The sequence below is a fragment of the Acinetobacter sp. V116_7 genome, assembly GCF_056735735.1.
The window spans coordinates 607,326-625,041 of the sequence record NZ_JBWZIF010000028.1 but is presented as its reverse complement, the minus strand read 5'-3'; the positions used below and the strand labels follow the sequence as shown (position 1 = coordinate 625,041).

Here is a 17,716-nt window from a genome sequence, read left to right as displayed (position 1 = left end):
ATTAAAATATAAAGAATTAATTAGAGTTTGCCTATTATGCAAGGTGTAAAGCGTCGAATTGTCTATGTTTCTTCTTATGAAGTCATCGGAATGATTATTTCATCAGTAGGTTTAGCGATTTTGGCAGGTGATAGTGTTGAACATACAGGACCACTCTCTGTCATGATTACGACCATCGCTGTAACTTGGAATTTTATCTACAATATTTTATATGAGAAGTGGGAGGCTAGACAGAGCAGTAATGTTCGTACAGTTAAGCGTAGAGTTGGACATGCTATTGGTTTCCAGCTTACCTTAGTCCTATTTTTGATTCCTCTTATTGCATGGTGGATGGATATTTCTCTGATTGCTGCTTTTTGGTTAGATGTGGCTTTTATTATCATTATTCCTATCTATACTTTTATATTTAATTGGAGCTTTGATAAGTTATTTGGATTGCCTGCTTCGGCACAAGCTAAAGCATTGCAAGAATAGTCACTAAATCAGCTTAATAAGCTATCAAGGTGTGTGGCTTTGATAGCTTATCTCTAGTTTAATTATTTGATTTGATCAATGACTAACTGCTTTGAAAATTTAAGTTGAGCTTTCTTGGCGAAAATATAATAAATCACTGCTGTAGAAATAAGTCCTACCAGCCATGATAAGTCGATCCCTCCTAACATTGCAGCAATTTGTCCCGTATAAAATTTACTATCAATAAAGGGCAGTTGGATCAAAATACCTAAAAAGTAGCAGGTGATACCAATTCGATTCCAACGGCCATACTTGCCATTTGGATCATAGAGCGCATCTACATCACATTCTTCTTTAGAGATAAAGTAGTAATCAACCAGATTAATAGCACTCCATGGAATAAAGAAGGTAAGTAAAAACAAAATAAATGCTTTAAAAGCACTTAAAAAAGTATGTTCACCTATAATTGCAATAAAAGTTGAAATCACAACCATAGCAAGAACAATGAGTAATCTTGTTATTTTTGAGATTTGATTTGTCGATTTGAAACTATTCCAAACCGTAGCAATGCACATAAAACTACCGTAAGCATTTAAGGTTGTCAGAGTAACTTTGCCAAAAGCGATACTAAAATATAAAAAGGTCACGACGAGGCCAATAGGGTTCATACCCACAACATATTGAACTTCATTTCCGACAAAATTGCCGTTTGCGACCTGAGCAATCAAAACACCTAAGGTCATGGAAATTTGTGAACCCAATAAAGAACCTAAGCCAACGGCCCAAAATACACGAGATGAAGACGTTTTAGTTGGAAGGTAACGGGAGTAGTCTGCAACATAAGGCCCAAAAGAAATTTGCCAAGAAGCAGAAAGTGAAACTGCTAATAAAAATGAAGACCAACTGAAATGACGCACTGCTAAGAGTTCAGAAAAATCAGAAAGTGCTAAAATTTGAGTCAAAATAATCACAAAAGCGATCAAACCAATAATACTAGCTACTTTGCCTACCAAATGAATTAAACGATATCCAATTGTTGCGAATATAATAATCAAACATGCGTAAATTAAGATACCAGTTGTATTGCTGACATGTGCTAGATGTGCAATTGCTTTACCAGCTAATACCTCTCCAGTTGCGGTAAAGCCAATATACATGAGGCAAACAAGTATGATTGGAATACAGGCACCATATACCCCAAATTGCACACGGCTTGAAATCATTTGAGGAAGGCCAAGTTTAGGACCTTGGGCGGCATGTAGTGCCATAACGGCAGCACCAAAACATTGTCCCACGAATAAACCAATAATAGACCAAAAAACATCCCCGCCTAATACAACTGCTAGCGCACCAGTCACAATGGCTGTGATTTGTAAATTAGCACCAAACCAGAGGGTGAATTGAGCAAATACTCCGCCATGTCTTTCATTTTCTGGAATAAAGTCAATACTTCGGTTTTCAATAAAACTACTATTTGCTTTCTCAGCCGATGAGTCCATTTCACTCTCCTTGTCCTTTAAGAGTCCACTCTATTTTTATTAATTCAATATTTGTACAAACAAATATAAACATGTATATACAAGTAATTTGAAAAATAATCAAACAGTTTTTGAGGCTGTAAAAGCTAAAAGTGGCTTAAATAATTCATAGATAAATAGAAAATATATTGGATTAATTTTATTTTTTAAAAAGTTAAATAATTGAAAAATAATATATAAAAAAGCCCTCTATAGAGGGCTCAACTTTATGCGTTTGCATCTAAAACGATTTGGAAATAAGTAGGAAGTTCAGAAAATTGCACGAGCTGGGTTTTATCTTCTTGCTTAAAATAATATTGATAATTTGGAGTTTCTAAATGGTTATCTAGATATTGTGTTGCATCAGTAAACTGGGCTTTTGCAATGGGCTTATCTTTCTTGCATTTAATAATAACAGGATTTACCGAATTTAATTTTACAGGAACACCATTTTCAAATTTAGCAGTTTCAATCAACAAAGAAATTTTGAAATCACCAAAATTTACACAAAAGTGACCTCCATTTTCTGTCTTAACTTCTCGGTCAGAGAAAAGATCTTTAAATAAACTCTTTAGGGATTCCCGGTGTTTATCTAAAGCAAGTTGAAATTCATGATCTCGTTGCTCGATCTTTTCTTGTTCTTCTTGTAGCAATTTGGCTTGCTTTTCAATTGTTGTAAAATCCAGCTTCATTTTAATATCTCCTTTGGTTGTTTTAAAACTATATATGGCAATCTTTTATTAAGTTTTAAAGAAACATACAGTATTTGTTACAACGGAATAATTAAGATGAGCTTTTGTATAAAACTTCAAAAATGTAAAAATATTTTCGAAAATATAGGAATTTAAAGAGATTGTCGGGAGGTGATTTTGTATTTTATATTTGAAAATGCTGCTACATATTAATGATAGATTTTAATGTAGCAGCATATTTCTTATTTTGTACAATGTTTTGCCATAAGTGGAGTACTTTTAATTTTTAAAAAACCTCCGCTACTCATGACACCAAGCATCACTAAAGCGGTTCCTACTAATTGCCAGATATTAAGGGTTTGCCCAGCAAGTAGAGCAATGATCATACTAAACACTGGTACAAAGTTAAAAAATACCGAAGCGCGGCCAGCACCTAACTTTTGTATGCCATTAAACCAGAATAAATAAGCAATCATGGTAGAGCAGATAACCACATATCCCATGGCTAAATGTGCATTTATAGGTGCAGATGCAATGGCTGAAAGAGGATTTTCAAATATCACACTCAACAAACCAAGTGTTATTGCCCCAAACATCATAGAAAAAGTCGTTGTTTCTAGCGGAGTAGCATTTTTTACATAACGACGAGACAGTACATTTGCGAAACAAAATCCAAATGCACCCAATAATATAAATAGATCTCCAATGTCTATTTTGAGGTGAAGTAAAGTTGTTATATGGCCCTGACTAATCACAAGTAATACGCCACTTAAACCGAATAAAACGCCTAAAAATTTACTAGTGGTAAGTTTTTCACCATCTAGCATGATTGTCATTAATAGAGTCATTAAGGGGGTAGTTGCCATAATTAAAGCACCGTTCACGGCAGATGTCGTTTTTAAGCCATAAAAACAGCCTATGTTGAAGCCTGCAATTCCAATTACTCCAATCACAAGATAGATAACTAAATTTTGGCTTAAGGCTGCCCATCTTAATTGGCCTGTTATTGAAAAGATCAGAAGTAAGCCTAGGCTTGCAATTGAAAACCGTTCAGATGCAGCAGATAGCGGAGGCATATGTTGAATGATATAAGACATTGCATTAAATGCTGATCCCCAAAAAAACATTGTTAAGACAACACCAGCATAGGCATAAGCCACCGTTCTGTTCATGGACAGGCTCCCATCAAGAAAGGTTTTATTCTGGGCAATTACATAAAGGTGTACAATTCCATATTAATACACTTCTAATGTGAAAATTTGCACAATGATTGATTGGGAAAATTTACATTACTTTTCAGTTTTTACAGAAGAAAAGTCACTGTCAGCGGCTGCCCGAAAATTGGGAGTAGATCATGCAACTGTATCTAGAAGAATTGCCCAGCTAGAACAAAATTTAAAACTTAAATTAGTTGATCGTAGACCACGCACCTACATCCTAACTCCTGATGGTGAACGTCTTGCGCAGGTGGTTGCTCGTATGATGGAAGAAACTTTTTCTATTGAACGTTTAACTCAGGCTGGTCAGCAAGAAGTGATGGGAAGTGTTTCTATCAGTATGCCTCCTTTAACTGCGGCACATCTCATCATGCCTCATCTGGGCAGATTTTACCGACATTATCCTCAATTAAAATTGCGTGTGCTCGGTGATGTTCATTATGTTTCTTTACAGCATAGTGAGGCTGATATTGCGGTAAGATTTGGCCGTCCTAAAGATGAAAATTTAGTAGCTCGTAAAGTAGGTGAAATTCCTTTTGGAATATATGCAGGTCCAAATTATTTGGCTTCAACGGCTCCTGAAAATTATGAATGGATTAGTGTAGAAGTAGGGGGAGTACATGGTCAAAAACAGCAAAAACTAAAAGAAAGATTAAATCATAAAGAACCGATTATGGTGACCAACCATCCTGAGTTGCAGTGGAGAGCTGCATGTGGAGAAGTGGGGTTAGCGGTCTTACCGGATTTTTTAGGCGCTCTTAGCAATTTAGTTAGATTACAAGATGATTACCCGATGAGTGCTGAAATTTGGTTAGTTACACATGAAGATTTACGGCATAGTCCAGCAATAAGAGTAGTAATGGATTTTCTTGTATCGTGTTTTGAGCCTTTTAAAGTTTAAGCTGTTAACTCTCGATTTATATAAAAAGCTGCTGGAGTTCGCAGCTTTTTTATTTTGATATATTTACGTCAAACTGACTTCTATTCCGTTGCGTAAATTAGATTGATCCTGAACAGAATTTAAATCAATTTTGGCATAGGATTTGGTGAGTATACGTCTAGCAGTAAAATTAATTGGTTTTTCTAAAAACTTTGGTAATTTAATACCAAGTGGATTGGTCTCGGTTTGAGACACTTCGGTAGTGACTCTAGTTCCCATAATATAGTCAAACCAAGGTTTAGTAACGCACCAATTAGCATTTTGATTACTTGTCATGTGATGATCATAGTGCCAAGGAATACGTTTTTTTGCATATTCTGAATCTAAATGTGCTTTTGAATGTACACGCCAATAATTCCATAAACCATAATAGAGCCCAGCTGTAAAAAATGGAGCGACAGGCAAAAAAATTGTAGCAGCTCCAGCTAATCCAATTAATGCTGTCTTTTCATTATAAATTTCAGCATTTTTAAACATTGATTCAGCATAACCGTCATCTTGAAAACCATTTAAGCGAGCGCGCTTATGATGAGCGATGTGAGTGAAAAATGGGCTATTACGATACTGTCTTGGATATTCGTGTAACCAGACTTTATGAAAGTACCATTCAAGACCATTAGCAACAAAAACACCTACAGGGAAACCAAGCATATTGGGAACTTCTTAATTACAATTTAAAATGATTGTAAAAGAAGAATGTTTTATCCCTTTGACTTAACAGGCAGTTAAATAAGTGTCATTAGAATCAATTTAACTATTTTGTTTACGCTGGCGATAAGCACTAGGAGTCTCACCAGTCCAACGTTTAAAAGCTCGCGTAAAAGCAGAGGGTTCAGAAAAACCAGTTAGATAAACTATTTGATCAATTGTTTCTTGTGTGTGAGCAAGTAAACGTCTGGCTAGTTTTCCCGATGCTGATTTAAAATTTTCTCATAATTTATATTAATTGCTTGTAAATCTGCTCGAAGGGTACGAGGGTTACGATTTAATTGTTCAGCAATAAATTTTTGATCAAAATGCCCAGATTCCAGTAATCCATTGCTAAGCAAACGCTCAATAGCATAAACGAGTTGATGCTTTTCTAAAGTCATTAACTGTTGTTCTGCAAGCGTTTCATGAATTCTTAATAATTCTGGTTCAGCAGCTGGTGAAGCTTTATTTAAAAGTACGCTAGGAAAAATAATAGAACCTTCCATTTGCCCTAAAATCACGGAGCAATTCCATATTTCCTCATATATTTCTGCTGATGCACCTTCTTGATGGGGCAAGATAATTTGAGTAGGTCTGAACTCTTTATTTGTAATATATTTAAAAAAATTAAGAAAAATACCTATGGCAAATTCAAGATAATGTCTTACGGGATGCTTAAAACCAGACAGTATTGCTTGATCTTCCTTAATTGTTAATTTTAGGTCAAATACATCTGTAAGTATGGCTTGATATCTTAGAGCCCGCTGTAAACCTTCTCCAAAAGTTGAGCTACTCAAAAATAGATATTCAATTACTAATCCCCTAAATGGTGGCATTTGACTACCTACATGCAAGCCAATATCAGGGTCTTCACTTATTTCTTCAGCCGCTGTCCAAAACCTTTGTTGAGTCGAATTATCTCTACGAATATTTTATCGGGAGGCTGATTGGGTAAATTTACACTTGCAAAAATAGATGCTGCATCTAAGCCCATCTTTTGCATAGTCTGATAAGTCATCCACAAAAAAATTCCAGCATCTGAAGAACTTTTTGACATATTTTGATTACAACCATCCCTATAGACTCTATGGTGCATTCAATCATGATTTTACTATTGATGCTATATCCTAGAAATTCATAGTATTTTAATTATCGGGAAAGAAACCAGCATCTTCACGTGCTTGCTTTAAAGCTAAGATAAAGCAGATTAATAAAAGGAATCCTATGAAAAAAAGAAAAAAATCGATGTTACTAATCGCAAAACCTATACTTGTAGCACCTAGACTTAGTAATAAGATACATAATATTTTCCAAAAAATGAGCATGTTACGTTCTGATAAAAAGTCTAAAGATATTATTTGCAATTGAAGGGGAATTCTAAATTTTTTTATGTTTTTTTTATTATAAATTATGTAATTCAGTAAAATTTTAATTTTTATGGTTTTGATATAACATTATGAAAATAAATAGATTTTTGTTTTACTGGGCTTGATGAGTGAATTTTAATTTTTCTTAAAATTAAGTTTTTATTAATTAATAGAATGATAATTCTTTAGAAACACTATAAAATAGTGCTCATGAATTAAATTTATTTTTTTAATTTATTTAAAACAATATGTTATGTTGGCTATTAGAATCTTTGTTAAAAAAAAGACTTGATCTTTAAGCTATTTTTTGAAATTATAGTCATGCAAATTGTGATCTATTTCCCACAATTTGTATTTCAGGTTAAGTGGTTATCACTAATGCTCATTTGCTATTTTTGCTTATGAGCATTTTTTTATGTGATTTTTTAATAGAACTACAAAGTTTAAAAAAAAATAGCCTTTGTGTTCCCTTGGTAGCGTTAAGTTTCTTTGTTTTTAGTAATTTTATAGAGAATAGTTAATCATATTGAATCGTCACCGTCGCTGTGGCTTTAACCTCACCTGCGGTCACATTGGTGGCGGTCTGATAATAACGGGCAGTTAAAGGAATATCATATTCAACAGTTTGATTGGAACTCACGCTACCTATATTGAGTTTGGTTGCTTTTTGAATCGGCTTATTTGCTCCATTCATATTCCATAACAGTTCAACACCAACACCGTTAGCTTTTATTGAATTCGCAGCACTGTTATTAATTACCTGATTATTGGAGGTATCAGAATTATAATCAAAACTTAAGCTGATCGTATTGCTCGTAGCGATACCAGAATTGTTTTCGCCACCATTACATAAGATCGATAGATTAAAATTCTGGTCCCCTTGGGTTGAACCAATCGCTCTAAAGCCTGATTTCATCACGGTTGGAAGTTGAACTGGTGAATCTACACCATTTTGAATTTCACAAGATGAAGACGCAATAAGAATAGGGGCATTACTTAATACAGTAGTGGTTAAAAATGGGCGGTTCTGTTGCCCTGATACGTAATAGGTACTGTAACGGCCTGCAACTAGTGCACCAGAACCAGTTGTCATAGCTGTTTTAATAACTTCCATAACAAAATATCCTGGGGAAAGTGTATATGTTTGATTAGGTGTTAATGTACGTCTATAAGGATAATATCCTGAAAAATCTGAAGCATCGGCAGCTTCGCGATAAAGTCGAATACCAATACCCGGAATATTAGTGGCATAAACATTATTGCCTATTGGGCTAATTGGATAATTTAAGGGGAGAGCTGCAATAATTTGATCACTCGCACGATTACAAGTTGCAGTCGAATTATTAGGTGATATTGTAAAAGTATTCTTTTGTAAGATCGTTCCTATTGGATCGTTTGGTTTTACTACGATTTTACCTATCGTCATCGGAATATCGACGGTAGTAAATCCTTTACTTAAATTGCAATTTGCATTTGTATGGCTATAAGCAAATAGACTCACTGCCAGAAATCCAATTTTTTTTAAAATATTATTCATTTACAGACTGCCTTTGTCATAATAATTGGTTGGTTGTTATGCTTTATTTGATCCGCTATATCGTATTCAATCTCGCATTTTTCAGTACTCGTATTTCCCCATTTCACATATAAACGATCATGGGTTAAGGGTGTTCGTAAATAAATGCGACTGCCTTGTGCGACAATGCTTATTACTTCGTTATTCTGGTTATATACCTGTGCGGCAAAAGGTAGATGTGAACCATCTAATGTTGTTGTACTAATAAAAAGTGCATAACCTTTTTTTGTTAAGAATTGGACTTTAGTGATTGAGCCAGCATAGGGCGCAATCCGTAAACTACTTTCAGAAAGCTCAACTTGGGTAGACATGCCTTGCGGGTCAAGACTAATGTCATTCATACGGTAAGGCGTAACATAGGGAATAACGGCATACCCGTTTTTATTAATACTTAGCCCAGGTGTATTACCGACTTGTGCTCCAGTAGCATCCGGCGCATAGACCAACACCATGGTTTGGGCTTGATCTGGCCCAAACAAAATTCCTTGAGAATGTGCAACAACATTACCACTGAAGCTAAGCATTTCTTGTTGGTATGAATCTGCATGACTGAATGAAGCAGCAAGTGTTGTATAGTTGGTTTTATAGGTACCATTAATATTTAAGTTAGTTTGATCATGGTCCTGATTAGAAATTGATGCGCCGTAGTTTAAGCGATTTCCTGTAAAGCCACTGAAGCTTAAAATCTGACTGTCATCCCCAATAACACTATTAAAAGTCAGAGAATTTTTCTTAAAATCTAATGGAAAAGAGAAAGAAGCAAGGTACTGTGTATCTTGTCCTGTGCGAGCGCCGTCTTCTTCAATCTCGCTGCTCATTGCAGATAAACTATAAGTTAAATCTTTAAATTGATTGCTATAACCTAATTGGAACTGTTTATTGGTCTTGGGTTGATTCCAATAATTTATCCATGAACCGACTAAGTAAAAATTTCCCCATTGCTTTGGAAGTACCTGATTTAAAGTAATCTGAAATTCACTTTTTTGTTTGCCTACGGAAAAGCTATCAATATTTTGCTTTTGTAAATCTTGAATTAAAATTGCATCACGCAATTTGAGGTAGTTTTCAGTTGAATATCGATAAGCCGCTAATGTTAAATTAGTATTTGTTGGGGAAAATAACTTACTGTAGCTTAAACGATAACTTTGCCCAGTCATTGTAGGTTGATGATCAAACTCAGTTTTTGACTGGGTAGCATCAAAAGAAATCGCTCCAATGGGGGTTGAAAAAGCCGTACCTAGTAAGAGTGAGAGATATTGTTGCGTTGCTTGAAGTGCGGTGTAAGTTGTGAGGTAATTATTAATTCCCCGTTGATACTTACCTTGTATTAGCCAAGGATTTAGACCTAGATTTGAATCTCGAAACTGTCCTAATGTGAAAGAGTATCGACTCATTTGCGGGCGTAGCATTTCGACGACAGAAGCATAGGGAATAGCGAATTTCTGAATTACGCCATTAGATTCAATTACCGAAACTTGTAGCTCGCCCCCAAATCCTGTTGGATAAAGATCATTAATTTCAAAGTTTCCGGGTGGTACTGTTGTCTGATAAATTAAATTGCCTTGTTGCCTAACCTCGACTTTCGCATTGGTTTTTGCATAACCTCTTACTCTGGGAGCATAACCGAGCATACTGTTTGGAAGCATTCGGTCATCACTTGAAATATTTATGCCGCGATACGGTAAAGAATCGATAAAATCACTATTAGTAAAATAATTGCCTAAAGTCACAACACCATGAATTTTCGGAAATGCTTTTTGTATATATGTATTTGTTGAAGTATAAGAAGAATTATCAGATTGAAAATCAGTATGGTCTTGCCATTTCCATTGTCCATTATGGCGAAATTGCCAACTTGCTAAATTTGCTCCAAGATTAGTCCCCATAAAAGCATATGTACTTTCATGTTGTTCGTTAACTATTCGATAAGCAGTCACGTTATATGTCAAAAAAGCTGCATTAATACCTCGATCCCAAAGATGTGGATCGATATAGCCCTGTGCATTTTTTTCTAATGTGACTTGGGGGATAGAGATATCAATTCTTAAACGAGAACTATCAAATAAATAAAAAGCATTATCTATCCAATGACTCAGTGCATCACAAGAAAGAGAGGATGTATGAGAATGTTGGCTAAGCACATCAGCTTTTACGCCATATTCTAGTAACATGGCTTCTGTAAAACAGGTTTCGGCATTTACGTTAGGAGAGCTGGCATTAAAGCGCATGCGTCGTTTACCCAACCATTGACCATTAACATAGACATCTAAGCTATATTCACCAGCTAAGATGGGGTTTCCATATTTGAAACGACCAATATCAATTTTTTGTGCATTACCTACTAAAAAATTGCTATCAAATTCTGCTTTTGAGAAACCTGAAACATCAACATTATTTTGTGCATATGCTGCTAAAGGCATAAATAAAGCAATACTTGAGGCCATATAACAAGTAAAAGGGCTTTTTAAACATATATAAGGTATAAACCATTTAGACATAGTTTTAGAGCCTATTCATGATAGGTATTTAGGTTTTTTTAAGTAATATAGTAAGGTTAGAACTTTATTGGATGCTCAACTCTTCCGCCGTAATCATTGATATATACAAAGCTCATATCTGCTACATTTTTATTCTTTAGTTTTATTTTATCTTCAGAAAAAGGGGCAACCATTAAACCTTGTGGTAACAAGTCTACTTTATGGCCTTCAGTTCCTTGAAAAATGGAAGTGATAGTGAGGAAAAAGGGAGTCGGGTTCTTTATTACGAGATATTGATCATTTATTTTCCATTGAACTTTTTCACTTAGCTGTTCAATATTTTCTTTTAGATCTATAGGACGATAAAAGAATTTAATTCGCGAACGAACAGCGAGCTGTAAAAAATTATTAGAAATTGGGGTACTTTGGTCTTGTTGAGTTTTGCCTTCGGGTTTAGGAGGTATATCTAAAACATTAAGCCAGAAAATTGATTCTTGTTGCTGACTTAATTGAGACGAATTAGGTAGAGCTGTAATTCTTAAAGTTTGGCCCTTAGTTGCTTCTACTCGTGAAATCGGGGGAGTAATAATGAAAGGCACATTTGCTTCATCGGGAGTTGATTTTGCATTTCCATCATCAATCCAAGCTTGAACAAGAGACGGAGCTGTGCCGTTATTGCTTAGTTGTAATGTGATCTCACGTGCATTTGAAGGATAAACGACACGAGTTCCATGCAAAACAATTTCAGTATGACCTGTGGTAGTCAGTACTACCTGTAGGCAAACTAATCCCCAAAAAAACTTACGACCACGAAAAAGCATGAGCCATATTCTCAATAATGAATAATGAATAATGAATAATAGATAGGAGATAGCTTCTATTTAGAAATAGAAGCTTCAGTTTTAATTTTATTGATAAATAATCGTGTATTTGACTTGCGACGTTACCGTACCAGCAGTAGAAGCACCTGTAGCATAATATTCAGCATAGTAGTTAAGGTCAGCATCACCACCTGCTGAAACATTTACCCATTGCGAGTTGGTTTGCGTGCTATTCGTGCTTGTAGCAAGTACTGGGATCACAGCATTATTACTGCCTAGCAACTGGATATTCACGTTTGTTGCCGCACCCGAGGTTGCTTGGTTTAATAAACGACCAGTATTAAAGTCAACTGTAGCACCCGGCTCAAAATAAGTGGCTACTTTACCAGCAGAAGCACAGTTCGTTAAATTAATTTGAAAAGGTGTGCGACCAGCCACATCACCTGCATTTTTTAAAGTTTGAGATGAAACTGTAGGTAGATTAATTGTTAGATTTTTATCTCCAGTATCAATAGTACAAGTATTATCCGTGACAAGACCATTAATAGTAATTGTGCCATCTGCTGCTTGTGCATTTGTTATATTTAAGAGAGAAACCGCTGCTATAAAAATAAACTTTTTCATAAAATCCCCAGAATAGCCTTTTAAAATAAAATCCATTACTTTTCAGCAAGTTTATTCTGCTTAAGTAAGGCGAAGGAAATATATCACTTTTCAACCAAAAAACAAGAAGAACATTATATTTATATATATTTTGATCAATTGTTTTTATAGATAAATATTTTTGAAATATATTTTTTATCAGTTGGTAAAATACTTTATGATTCATATTTAAAATAAAATTAAAAAACTCGTAATATTTAAGTGTTTGTATTTTATTAAATTAATCTAACTTTAAAATATTTTTGAGTAAAAAAGTATATTTTATTTACATAACTGTTTGTTTTTAAATAATAAAATTATTTTTAAATTTATCTTGTGAATAAATTTATTTTTTAAGAATTTTTTAAGATTCAATTCCTACTGTTTTAGTTGTAATTCAATAAAAGATAATCTGGAGTTCCGTTCCATGAATAGTATGAAGTATAGCTATAAACCAAATTACTTTTTCTTTGCTCATAAACTAGTTTTGTTTTTAAAGGATTATCTGATTAAGCACCCAACGGAGCAGCAGACAACGTTTAATCTACAGACGATTTATGACATCTTTAGTCATGATCTTGCTTCAAGTACAACTAATCTTGAGGGTATCTTAAATATTGCAGATGAATACGTCTTTGAAACAGAAGATGGTTTACTTCCATTGATTAGTAAGCACTCTGTTAATCTCAAGAATCATGTACTTTCTTTGGAATTCTCACCACAAGCTTTGACAAGCTTATTGTCAGGTCGCTCTTTAGTGAATCCTAAAGCAGCTTAGATTTTCTTTTAAGGTAGAGTGAACTCATATAAAATTCATAAAATTTATTTTTAAGAGTTATTTATGAGTAAAGACTTTAAGGCCTTAACTTATATTGCGGATGATAAGATAGCAGATACAGTGACTTGGCTCTTACACCATCAAGATGTTTTTGATTCTTTTAATTTTGATGTATTGAGCCAAGAGCTGTCTGTAACGCATGCAGCAGGAAAAGACATTATTCGAGTAGGGACATTTCTTAATGCCACTTACGGAATTTTAGTTACTTCTGTTTAAATAAAAAAAAGCCCTGAAAAAATCAGGGCTTTTTGTTCTACTACACTAAGTTATGCACTCATTGCATTTACTGATAAGTCAGCAACCGTAGGTTTTGGTTTTTCTGCGGTTAAGCCTAGTTTATTAAACAACGCTTGGTCTTTACCTTCACCAGCATTTGGTGTGGTGAGTAATTTATCACCAGAGAATAATGAGTTTGCACCTGCCATAAATGCTAATGCTTGATCTGAATCACTTAATGACTCACGACCAGCAGATAAACGAATATAGCTATGCGGCATAATAATGCGTGCAACAGCAATAGTGCGGATCCACTCAATTACATCAAGCTTTTCAACATCTGCTAAAGGTGTTCCTTCAATTGGAACAAGCATGTTAATTGGCACTGATTCAGGATGAATTGGCAAGGTAGCTAGTTCATGCAATAAACCAACACGGTCATCACGGCTTTCACCTAGACCTACAATACCGCCACTACAAACTTTCATACCAGCTTGGCGAACATAATCTAGGGTATTTAAACGATCATCAAAAGTACGTGTGCTAATGATGTGAGAGTAGTACTCACGAGATGTATCTAGGTTGTGATTGTAATAATCTAAACCAGCAACTTGTAGACGCTCTGCTTGAGATTGGTTAAGCATGCCTAAAGTCATGCATGTTTCTAAACCTAACGCTTTTACTTCACGTACCATTTCTAAAACATAAGGCATATCGCGCTCATGTGGGTTACGCCAAGCAGCACCCATACAAAAACGAGACGAACCTGAATCTTTTGCAGCTTTTGCTTCGCTAATCACTTTTTCTACAGCGATACGTTTTTCTGCTTCTAATTTTGATTCGTAATGTGCGGATTGTGAGCAGTATTTGCAATCTTCAGGACATTTACCCGTTTTAATAGATAAAAGGGTACTGACCTGAATCGAATTGGCAGTGAAGTGCTCACGATGTACTTGCTGAGCCTTGAAAACTAAATCCAAAAAAGGTTGTTCATATAAAGCTTGGATTTCTTCACGATTCCAATCATTACGTAGAGTCATTGTCATATCCATGATGATGGCATTAATTCACTACACATAATCATACAGAATTCGTATTAAAGCTATAGGGCAAAAAACATCATTTTTTTAATTTGATAGCTGAAGTTGATTAAGTTGCTGTTCAATTGCCCAATCAATATGCACATTGACGATTTCGTCATGTAAATTTTTGCCTTTGTGTAGCTGATCTACAATTTCTTTTGAATAAGGAGCATTTCCTAATCCGATAGCAATATTACGTTTAAATGACTGATAACCCGTCCTACGAATAGGGCTACCTTCTGTATTGGCTAAAAAAGTGGCTTCATCCCACTGCCAGATATCCAGTAGACTAATATTGTCTAATCCATTTCTAGGATTGAAATCGCTAATGGACGCAGTTTTGGCAAAACTATTCCATGGACAAATTAATTGGCAGTCGTCACAACCAAAAATTCGATTACCAATCCCTGCACGTAATTCTTCAGCAATAATTCCTTTGTATTCGATAGTTAAGTAAGCAATACATCGTCTTGCATCTAGCATATAAGGCTCGACAATTGCTTGTGTCGGGCAAATATCAATACAAGCGCTACAAGAACCACAATGTGCTGTTGCAGGTTCGTCGAAAGGTAAGTCGAGTGACGTAAATAGCTCGCCTAATACAAAAAAAGAACCCGACTTTTTATGAATGAGCAAAGTATGCTTACCTGTCCAACCCATTCCGGCACTTTCAGCTAATGATTTCTCAAAAATAGGAGCCGAATCTGCAAAAGGGCGAGATTCAAAATCGCCGACTTTTTCACGAATTCTTGTTGCTAAAGTTTTCAATCTGCCACGCATGACTTTATGGTAATCACGGCCACGTGCATAACGGGCGATAATCGCAGAATTTGGTTCGAAAGGTACATATCGAGGTTTTGGAGATTCCACAAGATAATTCATACGAACGCAAATAATACTTTTTGTGCCAGGAACTAATAATGTAGGGTCGGCTCGTTTTTCTAGATTTTCTTCTAAATAGGTCATGTCTGCATGATAACCACGTTCTAGATATTCTAAAAAACGTGGCATTTGCTCTTGAGCATCTGGTTTTGCAATGACACAATCAGCAAAACCCAAGTCTAAGGCTTGAGCTTTGATCCATGCTTTTAATTCATGAGGATCAAGTTGTTGCACTGCAATGCGTGATGTGTCGGAAGATGTCATAAACCAAAATGCAAGAGGATAATAATATGCAGGCGGTAGTTTACCATAGCGATGATATTCGAGCATGGGAGCAGCGTTGGTTTGCTGCACAAAACTCCTCATTAGGTTTAATGCAACAAGCAGCTTGGTCAATCGCTCAGCAGTTCATCGAGCTTTTTAAAAATCGTACCATTAATAATATTGCTGTTTGGTGCGGGCAAGGCAATAACGCAGGTGATGGCTACTTTATAGCAGGTTATCTAAAACAAGCTGGATTTCACGTTGAAATATTTGCAGCTCCATTGGGTGAATCAACCGATTTACATTGTGCAGCACAATTTGCTATAGAAAAGAAAGTTCAAATTCATTCAAATTTTGATATTAAAAAAACATTCGATTGCCATATTGATGCTCTATTTGGCATAGGCTTAAATCGCGAATTAAATACTAATTGGCAACAGGCCATTCATCAATTTAATGAACAATCTGGCTTAAAAGTTTCGATTGATATACCGAGTGGCTTACATGCAAATACAGGCTGTGCTTTACCTTTTGCAATACGAGCTGATCATACCTTTACTGTTTTAGGTCTTAAGGCAGGATTATTTACAGGTCAAGGCAAAGAATATGTGGGACAAATTCATTTAGTTAATTTAATTCCAATAGACCAAGAGCTGAAACCTTTAGCTTATTTGACATCTACAAATATTAAGCTTCCTAAACGTTTGGCTTTTGGTCATAAAGGGAGCTATGGACATGTTTTGGTGATAGGTGGACATGAGCAAATGGGTGGCGCTGTCATTATGGCTGCTGAGGCTGCTTTTCATGCAGGTGCAGGTAAGGTGACCGTGATTTGTCATCGTAACCATCATCAAGCTATTTTGTCGCGGGCACCTAATATTATGCTCCGTGATATTAATGCTTTAGGTGAAGAAAATATTAGAGAAATTTTATCTCAAGTTGATGCAGTATGTTTTGGAATGGGGCTAGGGCGAGATGGCTGGGCAAAGCAAATTTATCAGCAATGGTTTAATTTGTTAAATCAAAGTACACACCTAGAAACTGTTTTAGATGCAGATGCTTTATGGTTTCTCGCCAAGCAGCCTGAAAAATTGGGTGTACATGTTTATGCGACGCCTCATCCGGGAGAAGCTGCTACCTTACTTGGTTCCTCTACAGCGAAAATTGAAAATGATCGAATTGCTGCAATTTATGCCTTGCAACATAAATATGCGGGTCAGTGGGTACTTAAAGGAGCAGGTAGCTTAATTTTAGAGGATAACTTGTATATTTGTACCGAAGGTAATGCCGGTATGGGAACTGGTGGAATGGGTGATGTATTAGCTGGAATGATTGCAAGTCTAAAAACCCAGTTCGATAAGGCAATTGCATTACATGAGATTGTTACCCTTCATGCTCAAGCAGGTGATGAACTTGCAAAACAAGGTATGCGTGGTTTACAGGCTTATCAAATGAATGAGGCAATTACTCAAGTAGTGAACTAAGAAAGTTTTAACGTCTACGACTGCTAGAGCGGCTTCGTCCACGCGCCATACCACCTAAGGCATTAAGGACAGAAAGTTTACTCATACTTCCAGATGCATGAGCATGGCAAATAGCGGCAGCAAGAGCATCGGCTGCATCGGATTGAGGTTTAATCGTCAAGTTAAGTAATCGCATCACCATCATTTGTACTTGTTCTTTATCTGCGGCACCATAACCAACGACAGACTGTTTAATTTGACGGGCAGTATATTCTGCAACTTGTAAATCTAAATTAACTAATGCGGCTATGGCAGCACCACGAGCTTGTCCCAGTTTTAAAGCAGAGTCTGGGTTTTGAGCCATAAAGACCTGCTCAACCGCAGCTTCAGTTGGACCATGAAATTTCACAATTCGTTCAACGCCAGCAAAAATACGCTTTAAGCGTTCTGGCATTTCTTGAGTTTCAGTTCGGATTGTACCAGCATCAACAAAACGCAGTTTACTACCATCTTTTTCAATGATTCCATAACCTGTTAAGCGTGAACCTGGGTCAATACCAATAATCAATGCCATGTGAA

17 protein-coding genes and 1 pseudogene are annotated in these 17,716 nt (G+C 35.8%); 5 read left to right on the top strand and 13 right to left on the bottom strand.

Annotated elements, in window-relative coordinates; all coding sequences use genetic code 11:
• Nucleotides 1-36: 36 nt before the first annotated feature.
• Entirely contained in the window at nucleotides 37-474 is a 438-nt protein-coding gene (locus tag AC1PJP_RS16930; protein WP_005304570.1) for a PACE efflux transporter, read from the top strand.
• Between the two features lie 62 nt (nucleotides 475-536).
• Here AC1PJP_RS16930 and AC1PJP_RS16925 read toward each other — a convergent pair whose 3' ends face one another.
• The 3 genes from AC1PJP_RS16925 to AC1PJP_RS16915 all read right to left on the bottom strand — a co-directional run bounded on the left by AC1PJP_RS16925 (nucleotide 537) and on the right by AC1PJP_RS16915 (nucleotide 3,834).
• Nucleotides 537-1,952, bottom strand: coding sequence for a purine-cytosine permease family protein (locus AC1PJP_RS16925; protein WP_479767776.1), 1,416 nt, complete (start codon nucleotides 1,950-1,952; stop codon nucleotides 537-539).
• 245 nt (nucleotides 1,953-2,197) lie between these two features.
• Complete coding sequence (locus tag AC1PJP_RS16920) at nucleotides 2,198-2,662, bottom strand: hypothetical protein (RefSeq protein ID WP_005304574.1); 465 nt, start codon at nucleotides 2,660-2,662, stop codon at nucleotides 2,198-2,200.
• Between the two features lie 242 nt (nucleotides 2,663-2,904).
• On the bottom strand, nucleotides 2,905-3,834 hold the full coding sequence (locus AC1PJP_RS16915) for a DMT family transporter (protein ID WP_416684489.1): 930 nt from the start codon (nucleotides 3,832-3,834) through the stop codon (nucleotides 2,905-2,907).
• 94 nt (nucleotides 3,835-3,928) lie between these two features.
• Between AC1PJP_RS16915 and AC1PJP_RS16910 the strand changes: the two genes are divergently transcribed.
• Complete coding sequence (locus AC1PJP_RS16910) at nucleotides 3,929-4,780, top strand: LysR family transcriptional regulator (RefSeq protein ID WP_151768707.1); 852 nt, start codon at nucleotides 3,929-3,931, stop codon at nucleotides 4,778-4,780.
• Between the two features lie 63 nt (nucleotides 4,781-4,843).
• On the opposite strand, the gene AC1PJP_RS16905 is transcribed toward AC1PJP_RS16910, so the two are convergent.
• The 7 genes and pseudogenes from AC1PJP_RS16905 to AC1PJP_RS16875 form a co-directional block, all read right to left on the bottom strand.
• Nucleotides 4,844-5,470, bottom strand: coding sequence for a sterol desaturase family protein (locus AC1PJP_RS16905; RefSeq protein WP_479767774.1), 627 nt, complete (start codon nucleotides 5,468-5,470; stop codon nucleotides 4,844-4,846).
• 99 nt (nucleotides 5,471-5,569) lie between these two features.
• Nucleotides 5,570-6,566, bottom strand: a pseudogene (locus AC1PJP_RS16900) (AraC family transcriptional regulator).
• A gap of 88 nt (nucleotides 6,567-6,654) precedes the next feature.
• Entirely contained in the window at nucleotides 6,655-6,834 is a 180-nt protein-coding gene (locus tag AC1PJP_RS16895) for a hypothetical protein (RefSeq protein WP_035331443.1), read from the bottom strand.
• A gap of 559 nt (nucleotides 6,835-7,393) precedes the next feature.
• Nucleotides 7,394-8,413, bottom strand: coding sequence for a fimbrial protein (locus tag AC1PJP_RS16890; RefSeq protein ID WP_151823243.1), 1,020 nt, complete (start codon nucleotides 8,411-8,413; stop codon nucleotides 7,394-7,396).
• Nucleotides 8,410-10,950 carry a fimbria/pilus outer membrane usher protein gene (locus tag AC1PJP_RS16885; protein WP_479767772.1) on the bottom strand — a complete coding sequence of 847 codons (2,541 nt, stop codon included), beginning with the start codon at nucleotides 10,948-10,950 and terminating at the stop codon, nucleotides 8,410-8,412. The genes AC1PJP_RS16890 and AC1PJP_RS16885 overlap by 4 nt, the downstream gene beginning before the upstream one ends.
• Before the next feature lie 56 nt (nucleotides 10,951-11,006).
• Nucleotides 11,007-11,750, bottom strand: coding sequence for a fimbrial biogenesis chaperone (locus AC1PJP_RS16880; RefSeq protein WP_479767771.1), 744 nt, complete (start codon nucleotides 11,748-11,750; stop codon nucleotides 11,007-11,009).
• Between the two features lie 87 nt (nucleotides 11,751-11,837).
• Complete coding sequence (locus AC1PJP_RS16875) at nucleotides 11,838-12,374, bottom strand: fimbrial protein (RefSeq protein ID WP_421613622.1); 537 nt, start codon at nucleotides 12,372-12,374, stop codon at nucleotides 11,838-11,840.
• Between the two features lie 445 nt (nucleotides 12,375-12,819).
• On the opposite strand from AC1PJP_RS16875, the gene AC1PJP_RS16870 reads away from it, so the two are divergent.
• The gene (locus tag AC1PJP_RS16870) at nucleotides 12,820-13,170 is read left to right on the top strand and encodes a hypothetical protein (RefSeq protein ID WP_004792817.1); all 351 of its coding nucleotides are present in this window, start codon (nucleotides 12,820-12,822) and stop codon (nucleotides 13,168-13,170) included.
• A 63-nt stretch (nucleotides 13,171-13,233) separates the two neighbouring features.
• Nucleotides 13,234-13,446 carry a hypothetical protein gene (locus AC1PJP_RS16865; protein WP_005304605.1) on the top strand — a complete coding sequence of 71 codons (213 nt, stop codon included), beginning with the start codon at nucleotides 13,234-13,236 and terminating at the stop codon, nucleotides 13,444-13,446.
• Nucleotides 13,447-13,496: 50 nt separating this feature from the next.
• Here the strand turns inward: AC1PJP_RS16865 and bioB are convergent, their stop codons facing one another.
• Nucleotides 13,497-14,486 (bottom strand): biotin synthase BioB, encoded by a 990-nt coding sequence (gene bioB, locus AC1PJP_RS16860; RefSeq protein ID WP_004792815.1) that lies wholly within the window; start codon nucleotides 14,484-14,486, stop codon nucleotides 13,497-13,499.
• Between the two features lie 87 nt (nucleotides 14,487-14,573).
• Nucleotides 14,574-15,674, bottom strand: a complete 1,101-nt coding sequence (gene queG, locus AC1PJP_RS16855; RefSeq protein WP_005304608.1) for a tRNA epoxyqueuosine(34) reductase QueG — start codon at nucleotides 15,672-15,674, stop codon at nucleotides 14,574-14,576.
• 26 nt (nucleotides 15,675-15,700) lie between these two features.
• On the opposite strand from queG, the gene AC1PJP_RS16850 reads away from it, so the two are divergent.
• Entirely contained in the window at nucleotides 15,701-17,158 is a 1,458-nt protein-coding gene (locus tag AC1PJP_RS16850; RefSeq protein WP_479767768.1) for an NAD(P)H-hydrate dehydratase, read from the top strand.
• A gap of 7 nt (nucleotides 17,159-17,165) precedes the next feature.
• Here AC1PJP_RS16850 and ruvC read toward each other — a convergent pair whose 3' ends face one another.
• Nucleotides 17,166-17,711: a crossover junction endodeoxyribonuclease RuvC gene (gene ruvC / locus AC1PJP_RS16845; protein ID WP_002121356.1), complete on the bottom strand. Its 546-nt coding sequence runs from the start codon at nucleotides 17,709-17,711 to the stop codon at nucleotides 17,166-17,168.
• Between the last annotated feature and the right edge of the window lie 5 nt (nucleotides 17,712-17,716).

What these genes read in the sequence shown, in the direction of transcription:
- AC1PJP_RS16865 (WP_005304605.1), top strand. Translation starts at nt 13,234, where the DNA reads ATGAGTAAAGACTTTAAGGCCTTAACTTATATTGCGGATGATAAGATA.
- ruvC (WP_002121356.1), bottom strand. Translation starts at nt 17,711, where the DNA reads ATGGCATTGATTATTGGTATTGACCCAGGTTCACGCTTAACAGGTTAT.
- AC1PJP_RS16880 (WP_479767771.1), bottom strand. Translation starts at nt 11,750, where the DNA reads ATGCTTTTTCGTGGTCGTAAGTTTTTTTGGGGATTAGTTTGCCTACAG.
- queG (WP_005304608.1), bottom strand. Translation starts at nt 15,674, where the DNA reads ATGACATCTTCCGACACATCACGCATTGCAGTGCAACAACTTGATCCT.
- AC1PJP_RS16930 (WP_005304570.1), top strand. Translation starts at nt 37, where the DNA reads ATGCAAGGTGTAAAGCGTCGAATTGTCTATGTTTCTTCTTATGAAGTC.
- AC1PJP_RS16870 (WP_004792817.1), top strand. Translation starts at nt 12,820, where the DNA reads ATGAATAGTATGAAGTATAGCTATAAACCAAATTACTTTTTCTTTGCT.
- AC1PJP_RS16925 (WP_479767776.1), bottom strand. Translation starts at nt 1,952, where the DNA reads ATGGACTCATCGGCTGAGAAAGCAAATAGTAGTTTTATTGAAAACCGA.
- bioB (WP_004792815.1), bottom strand. Translation starts at nt 14,486, where the DNA reads ATGACTCTACGTAATGATTGGAATCGTGAAGAAATCCAAGCTTTATAT.
- AC1PJP_RS16875 (WP_421613622.1), bottom strand. Translation starts at nt 12,374, where the DNA reads ATGAAAAAGTTTATTTTTATAGCAGCGGTTTCTCTCTTAAATATAACA.
- AC1PJP_RS16890 (WP_151823243.1), bottom strand. Translation starts at nt 8,413, where the DNA reads ATGAATAATATTTTAAAAAAAATTGGATTTCTGGCAGTGAGTCTATTT.
- AC1PJP_RS16885 (WP_479767772.1), bottom strand. Translation starts at nt 10,950, where the DNA reads ATGTCTAAATGGTTTATACCTTATATATGTTTAAAAAGCCCTTTTACT.
- AC1PJP_RS16920 (WP_005304574.1), bottom strand. Translation starts at nt 2,662, where the DNA reads ATGAAGCTGGATTTTACAACAATTGAAAAGCAAGCCAAATTGCTACAA.
- AC1PJP_RS16850 (WP_479767768.1), top strand. Translation starts at nt 15,701, where the DNA reads ATGCAGGCGGTAGTTTACCATAGCGATGATATTCGAGCATGGGAGCAG.
- AC1PJP_RS16895 (WP_035331443.1), bottom strand. Translation starts at nt 6,834, where the DNA reads ATGCTCATTTTTTGGAAAATATTATGTATCTTATTACTAAGTCTAGGT.
- AC1PJP_RS16905 (WP_479767774.1), bottom strand. Translation starts at nt 5,470, where the DNA reads ATGCTTGGTTTCCCTGTAGGTGTTTTTGTTGCTAATGGTCTTGAATGG.
- AC1PJP_RS16910 (WP_151768707.1), top strand. Translation starts at nt 3,929, where the DNA reads ATGATTGATTGGGAAAATTTACATTACTTTTCAGTTTTTACAGAAGAA.
- AC1PJP_RS16915 (WP_416684489.1), bottom strand. Translation starts at nt 3,834, where the DNA reads ATGAACAGAACGGTGGCTTATGCCTATGCTGGTGTTGTCTTAACAATG.